The 1,658-nt window shown below is 75.4% G+C and carries 1 protein-coding gene; it reads right to left on the bottom strand.

The window, feature by feature from the left end; translation table 11 throughout:
* Positions 1–82: 82 nt before the first annotated feature.
* Positions 83–1,658, bottom strand: a 1,576-nt coding sequence (locus tag L1885_RS28095) for an MFS transporter (RefSeq protein WP_372482057.1), incomplete at its 5' end; no start/stop codon positions are given.

The following is a 1,658-nucleotide window of genomic DNA, read 5'->3' as shown; positions in this document are numbered from 1 at the left end:
GGGCCGGGCGGGGAGGGCCGCCGCGCGGGCGGTACCGGCGGGTGCCGCCCTGTCCGTCCGCCGGCGGCCGGCGCCCGCGCCGTCAGGTGTCGGGTCCGGACTCGTCGTCCGTGAGGACGGTGGAGCGGCGCGGCGCGAGGAAGACCATCACGAGCAGGGACAGCGCGGCGGCGCAGGCCGCGAACAGGAACACGTCCCCGGTGGCCGCGTCCACGGCGTGCCGCAGGTAGTCGGCGCCGGCGGCGGTCAGCGCCCCGGGGTCGTCGAGGGCCCGTGCGACGGAGTTGAGGTCGTCGGGCAGGCCGGTGACGGGTGCGTGCAGGAGGCGCCCGGCGAGCACGCTGTTGGCGACGGCGCCGAAGAACGCGGCGCCCACGCTCTGGCCGATCTGCCGGCAGAAGAGGATCGACGCGGTGGCCGTGCCGCGTTCGGCCCAGCTGACGGACGACTGGACGCTGATGATCTGCGGCAACTGGAACAGGCCGAGGCCGGTGCCGAGCAGCAGCAGGACGAGTACGGGCTGCCAGGGCGCGCCGGGGAACGGCAGGAACGGGAACGCGAGCAGCGCGGCCAGCGCCAGGGACATGCCGATCAGGCCGCTGCCCCGGAAGCCGACGCGGCCGTAGACGCGGTTGGAGAGGGCGCCGGCGACGGGCCACGCGAGGCTCATCGCGGACAGCACGAACCCGGCGGCGATGGGGCCGAGTCCGAGGACCGACTGCGCGTACGTGGGGACGAAGACGGTCGGCGCGACCATCAGCAGCCCCATCGCGCCGAGCGCGAGGTTGACGGAGACGATCGGGCGGCGCCGCCAGACCCAGCCGGGGATGATCGGCTCGGCCGCGTGCCGCTCGATCGCGAACGTGGCGGCGCCGAGGGCCAGCGCCCCGGCGAAGAGGCCGAGGCTCGGCGGGGACAGCCAGGGCCAGGCGACGCCGCCCTGCACGAGCGCGCCGAGCAGCACGCTGCCGGTGGCGAAGATGCCGATCGCGCCGGCCCAGTCGATGCGGGCGAGGGCGCGGCGGGTGCCCGCGGCGCGGGCCGCGGTCCTCTCGTGCAGGTGCCGGACGATCAGGACGAGCGCGAGCGCGCCGATCGGCAGGTTGACGAGGAAGATCCAGCGCCAGTCGACGTAGCCGGCGAACAGGCCGCCGACGGTGGGCCCGGCGACGGACGAGGTCGCCCAGACCGTGGACAGCTTGGCTTGGATCTTGGGCCGGTCCTTGAGCGAGTACACGTCGGCGGCCACGGTCTGCACGGTGCCGGTGAGCGCGCCGCCGCCGAGGCCCTGGACCACGCGGAACGCGATGAGGGACGGCATGTTCCACGCGGTGGCGCACAGCAGTGAGCCGAGGAGGAACAGGGCGATGCCGGCGAGCAGGACCGGCTTGCGGCCGAAGGTGTCGCAGAGCTTGCCGTAGACGGGGAGGGTGACGGTGACGGCGAGCAGGTAGCCGGAGAACAGCCAGGAGAACAGCGGGAATCCGCCGAGGTCGCCGACGATCTGCGGCACGGCGGTGGAGACGATGGTGCTGTCGAGGGCGGCGAGCGCCGTCGAGACCATCAGTGCCGCGACGAGCCAGCCGCGGCCCCGTGGCGCGGCCCGCCCGTCGGGTGCCGGCGGCGCGGCCGGCCCGGCGGGTGCGGCCCGCCCCGCG

The sequence above is a fragment of the Streptomyces fuscigenes genome, from assembly GCF_021556455.1.
GTDB lineage: Bacteria > Actinomycetota > Actinomycetes > Streptomycetales > Streptomycetaceae > Streptomyces > Streptomyces fuscigenes.
Note: the sequence above shows the minus strand (reverse complement) of the source record. Positions and strands in the feature narration are given on the sequence as shown.